Consider the following 5,536-nt stretch of genomic DNA (forward strand, 5'->3'; position numbering starts at 1 on the left):
GAAGTTGCCCTGCGGGCGGAGCTGAGAGGCCGAGTAGCAGGAGCATCCGATCCTTGAGAACTCAACAGCGTGCACTTGTCAAATGCCAAATTACCTCGTTCCAGCTTTGCTGGATGAGATTCCTTTGGATCAAAGTCCGGCCTTCGGGTCGGCAACGGATATGTCAGCAATGGCATCCATTTGGTCAGTTCAAACTCGCTGCTTCGGTCTTTTTCCGGTCGAGGTCAGCAATATTTCTTTACGGAGAGTTTGATCCTGGCTCAGGATGAACGCTGGCGGCGTGCTTAACACATGCAAGTCGAACGGTGAAGGTGGAGCTTGCTCTGCTGGATCAGTGGCGAACGGGTGAGTAACACGTGAGCAATCTGCCCCTGACTCTGGGATAACAGTTGGAAACAGCTGCTAATACCGGATACGAGCTGTGAAGGCATCTTCAGCAGTTGGAAAGAATTTCGGTCAGGGATGAGCTCGCGGCCTATCAGCTTGTTGGTGAGGTAACGGCTCACCAAGGCGTCGACGGGTAGCCGGCCTGAGAGGGTGACCGGCCACACTGGGACTGAGACACGGCCCAGACTCCTACGGGAGGCAGCAGTGGGGAATATTGCACAATGGGCGCAAGCCTGATGCAGCAACGCCGCGTGAGGGACGACGGCCTTCGGGTTGTAAACCTCTTTTAGCAGGGAAGAAGCGAAAGTGACGGTACCTGCAGAAAAAGCACCGGCTAACTACGTGCCAGCAGCCGCGGTAATACGTAGGGTGCAAGCGTTATCCGGAATTATTGGGCGTAAAGAGCTCGTAGGCGGTTTGTCGCGTCTGCTGTGAAACCCCGAGGCTCAACCTCGGGCCTGCAGTGGGTACGGGCAGACTAGAGTGCGGTAGGGGAGATTGGAATTCCTGGTGTAGCGGTGGAATGCGCAGATATCAGGAGGAACACCGATGGCGAAGGCAGATCTCTGGGCCGTAACTGACGCTGAGGAGCGAAAGGGTGGGGAGCAAACAGGCTTAGATACCCTGGTAGTCCACCCCGTAAACGTTGGGAACTAGTTGTGGGGTCCATTCCACGGATTCCGTGACGCAGCTAACGCATTAAGTTCCCCGCCTGGGGAGTACGGCCGCAAGGCTAAAACTCAAAGGAATTGACGGGGACCCGCACAAGCGGCGGAGCATGCGGATTAATTCGATGCAACGCGAAGAACCTTACCAAGGCTTGACATATACGAGAACGGGCCAGAAATGGTCAACTCTTTGGACACTCGTAAACAGGTGGTGCATGGTTGTCGTCAGCTCGTGTCGTGAGATGTTGGGTTAAGTCCCGCAACGAGCGCAACCCTCGTTCTATGTTGCCAGCACGTAATGGTGGGAACTCATGGGATACTGCCGGGGTCAACTCGGAGGAAGGTGGGGATGACGTCAAATCATCATGCCCCTTATGTCTTGGGCTTCACGCATGCTACAATGGCCGGTACAAAGGGCTGCGATACCGTAAGGTGGAGCGAATCCCAAAAAGCCGGTCCCAGTTCGGATTGAGGTCTGCAACTCGACCTCATGAAGTCGGAGTCGCTAGTAATCGTGGATCAGCAACGCCACGGTGAATACGTTCCCGGGTCTTGTACACACCGCCCGTCAAGTCATGAAAGTCGGTAACACCTGAAGCCGGTGGCCTAACCCTTGTGGAGGGAGCCGTCGAAGGTGGGATCGGTAATTAGGACTAAGTCGTAACAAGGTAGCCGTACCGGAAGGTGCGGCTGGATCACCTCCTTTCTAAGGAGCATCTGGGTCTTTTCGGAGATCTTAGAGCCCGCTCGGAGCGTCTGTCTTCGGGGGGTCAGCTCATGGGTGGAACATTTGACGAGGTGCCGATCGGGGGATCCCGGACTCAGTACGCTGCTTGCAGCGGGAACGGTTCTGGTGACGCTGTCGGCACGTGCACGCTGTTGGGTCCTGAGGGACCGGATGTGCCCGGGCTTCGGCTCGGGCCAGACGATCCTCAGGGCCTTTTCTGATTGCCGTGATGGCATGACGTGAGGGTACCGCCCGTACTTTGAGAACTACACAGTGGACGCGAGCATCTTTGAACTGATTCTGTCAGTTCATATAGATGATCTTAAAGATCATTAGTCAATTTCATGTCGGACTTCGGTTCGATGTCGATTCTGATAAAACTCATGTGATTTCAAGTCTTTAAGAGCAAACGGTGGATGCCTTGGCATCTGGAGCCGAAGAAGGACGTAGCAATCTGCGATAAGCCTCGGGGAGTGGATAAGCACACTTTGATCCGAGGGTCTCCGAATGGGGAAACCCCGCTGGGCGGCTTGCCGACCCAGTGACTCCCGCCTGAATATATAGGGCGGGTAGAGGGAACGTGGGGAAGTGAAACATCTCAGTACCCACAGGAAGAGAAAGCAACCGCGATTCCGTTAGTAGTGGCGAGCGAAACCGGAACAGGCTAAACCGAGTACGTGTGATATCCGGCAGGAGTTGCGTATTCGGGGTTGTGGGACTTTTCAGGTTGCTCTGCCGAGCAGCCGGCGTTACAAGAAGGTATAGACGAACGGTCTTGAAAGGCCGGTCAAAGAGGGTGCCAACCCCGTAGTCGAAATGCCTCCCTTGGCGCGAAGAGTATCCCAAGTAGCACGGGGCCCGAGAAATCCCGTGTGAATCTGTCAGGACCACCTGATAAGCCTAAATACTCCCAGATGACCGATAGCGGACAAGTACCGTGAGGGAAAGGTGAAAAGTACCCCGGGAGGGGAGTGAAATAGTACCTGAAACCGTTTGCTTACAAACCGTTGGAGCCTCCTTAGTAGGGGTGACAGCGTGCCTTTTGAAGAATGAGCCTGCGAGTTAGCGATATGTGGCGAGGTTAACCCGAGTGGGGTAGCCGTAGCGAAAGCGAGTCTGAATAGGGCGATTCAGTCGCATGTCCTAGACCCGAAGCGAAGTGATCTATCCATGGCCAGGTTGAAGCGCGTGTAAGAGCGCGTGGAGGACCGAACCCACTTAGGTTGAAAACTGAGGGGATGAGCTGTGGATAGGGGTGAAAGGCCAATCAAACTTCGTGATAGCTGGTTCTCTCCGAAATGCATTTAGGTGCAGCGTTGCGTGTTTCTTGCCGGAGGTAGAGCTACTGGATGGCCGATGGGCCCTACAAGGTTACTGACGTCAGCCAAACTCCGAATGCCGGTAAGTGAGAGCGCAGCAGTGAGACTGTGGGGGATAAGCTTCATAGTCGAGAGGGAAACAACCCAGACCACCAACTAAGGTCCCAAAGCGCGTGCTAAGTGGGAAAGGATGTGGAGTTGCACAGACAACCAGGAGGTTGGCTTAGAAGCAGCCACCCTTGAAAGAGTGCGTAATAGCTCACTGGTCAAGTGATTCCGCGCCGACAATGTAACGGGGCTCAAGCACGCCACCGAAGTTGTGGCATTGACATTATTGGTAGGCCTTCGTGGTCCAGCCGTGTTGATGGGTAGGAGAGCGTCGTGTGGCCAGCGAAGCGGCGGTGTGAACCAGCCGTGGAGGCTACACGAGTGAGAATGCAGGCATGAGTAGCGAAAGACGTGTGAGAAACACGTCCTCCGAAAGACCAAGGGTTCCAGGGTCAAGCTAATCTTCCCTGGGTAAGTCGGGACCTAAGGCGAGGCCGACAGGCGTAGTCGATGGACAACGGGTTGATATTCCCGTACCGGCGAAGAACCGCCCAAGCCAATCCAGTGGTGCTAAGAGTCCTAGCCAGGAATGTTCGGATCCCTTCGGGGTGATGACGTCTTGGTGAACGCTCGACCCCATGCTGGTGCGGCTAGCGTATTAACAGGTGTGACGCAGGAAGGTAGCCCAAGCCAGGCGATGGTAGTCCTGGTGCAAGTGCGTAGGCCGAGCGATAGGCAAATCCGTCGCTCATGATGGCTGAGACACGATGCGGATGAAAAGTGGGTGATCCTATGCTGCCGAGAAAAGCATCGACGCGAGGTTCTAGCTGCCCGTACCCCAAACCGACTCAGGTGGTCAGGTAGAGAATACCAAGGAGATCGAGAGAATCGTGGTTAAGGAACTCGGCAAAATGCCCCCGTAACTTCGGGAGAAGGGGGGCCTTCGACGTATTAGGACTTGCTCCGAAAGCGTTTGGAGGCCGCAGAGACTAGTGGGTAGCGACTGTTTACTAAAAACACAGGTCCGTGCCAAGTCGCAAGACGATGTATACGGACTGACGCCTGCCCGGTGCTGGAAGGTTAAGAGGACCGGTTAGCCGTAAGGCGAAGCTGAGAATTTAAGCCCCAGTAAACGGCGGTGGTAACTATAACCATCCTAAGGTAGCGAAATTCCTTGTCGGGTAAGTTCCGACCTGCACGAATGGCGTAACGACTTCCCAACTGTCTCAACCGCGAACTCGGCGAAATTGCACTACGAGTAAAGATGCTCGTTACGCGCAGCAGGACGGAAAGACCCCGTGACCTTTACTACAGCTTGGTATTGGTGTTCGGTGTGGCTTGTGTAGGATAGGTGGGAGACTTTGAAGCGTGGACGCTAGTTCATGTGGAGTCATTGTTGAAATACCACTCTGGTCACTCTGGATATCTAACTTCGAACCGTAATCCGGTTCAGGGACAGTGCCTGGTGGGTAGTTTAACTGGGGCGGTTGCCTCCCAAAAAGTAACGGAGGCGCCCAAAGGTTCCCTCAACCTGGTTGGCAATCAGGTGGCGAGTGTAAGTGCACAAGGGAGCTTGACTGTGAGACTGACAGGTCGAGCAGGGACGAAAGTCGGGACTAGTGATCCGGCAGTGGCTTGTGGAAGCGCTGTCGCTCAACGGATAAAAGGTACCTCGGGGATAACAGGCTGATCTTGCCCAAGAGTCCATATCGACGGCATGGTTTGGCACCTCGATGTCGGCTCGTCGCATCCTGGGGCTGGAGTAGGTCCCAAGGGTTGGGCTGTTCGCCCATTAAAGCGGTACGCGAGCTGGGTTTAGAACGTCGTGAGACAGTTCGGTCCCTATCCGCTGCGCGCGTAGGAAATTTGAGAGGATCTGACCCTAGTACGAGAGGACCGGGTTGGACGAACCTCTGGTGTGTCAGTTGTTCCGCCAGGAGCACCGCTGATTAGCTACGTTCGGGATGGATAACCGCTGAAAGCATCTAAGCGGGAAGCCGGCCTCAAGATGAGATTTCCATGCCTTCGGGCGAGAGGCTCCCAGCCAGACTACTGGGTTGATAGGCCGGATGTGGAAGCGTGGTAACACGTGAAGCTGACCGGTACTAATAAGCCGATGACTTGATAACACACCGTTTTTGGTGCTTGCGTCCACTGAGTGGTTCTCGATGTACGGTCGAGAACCGCATGACAATGACTTTGTTATGCTGATTGAAACATCAATAGTGTTTCGGCGGCCATAGCGTGAGGGAAACGCCCGGTTACATTCCGAACCCGGAAGCTAAGCCTCATAGCGCCGATGGTACTGCAGGGGGGACCCTGTGGGAGAGTAGGACACCGCCGGACTTCTTTCGAGAAAGGGCCACCCAATGCTGGGTGGCCCTTTC

At 54.9% G+C, this 5,536-nt stretch carries 3 rRNA genes; all 3 read left to right on the forward strand.

The annotated features are described in order from the left end of the window. Positions 1 to 237 precede the first annotated feature (237 nt). The 3 genes from ACWIBS_RS15115 (at position 238) to rrf (ending at position 5,495) form a co-directional block, all read left to right on the forward strand. Positions 238 to 1,761 (forward strand): 16S ribosomal RNA (locus tag ACWIBS_RS15115). Between the two features lie 410 nt (positions 1,762 to 2,171). After that, a 23S ribosomal RNA gene (locus tag ACWIBS_RS15120) occupies positions 2,172 to 5,278 on the forward strand. A 100-nt stretch (positions 5,279 to 5,378) separates the two neighbouring features. After that, positions 5,379 to 5,495 (forward strand): 5S ribosomal RNA (gene rrf / locus ACWIBS_RS15125). Together the 16S, 23S and 5S rRNA genes form the textbook arrangement of a ribosomal RNA operon. Positions 5,496 to 5,536: the final 41 nt, after the last annotated feature.

This window comes from Microbacterium sp. NPDC055442 (assembly GCF_053644215.1).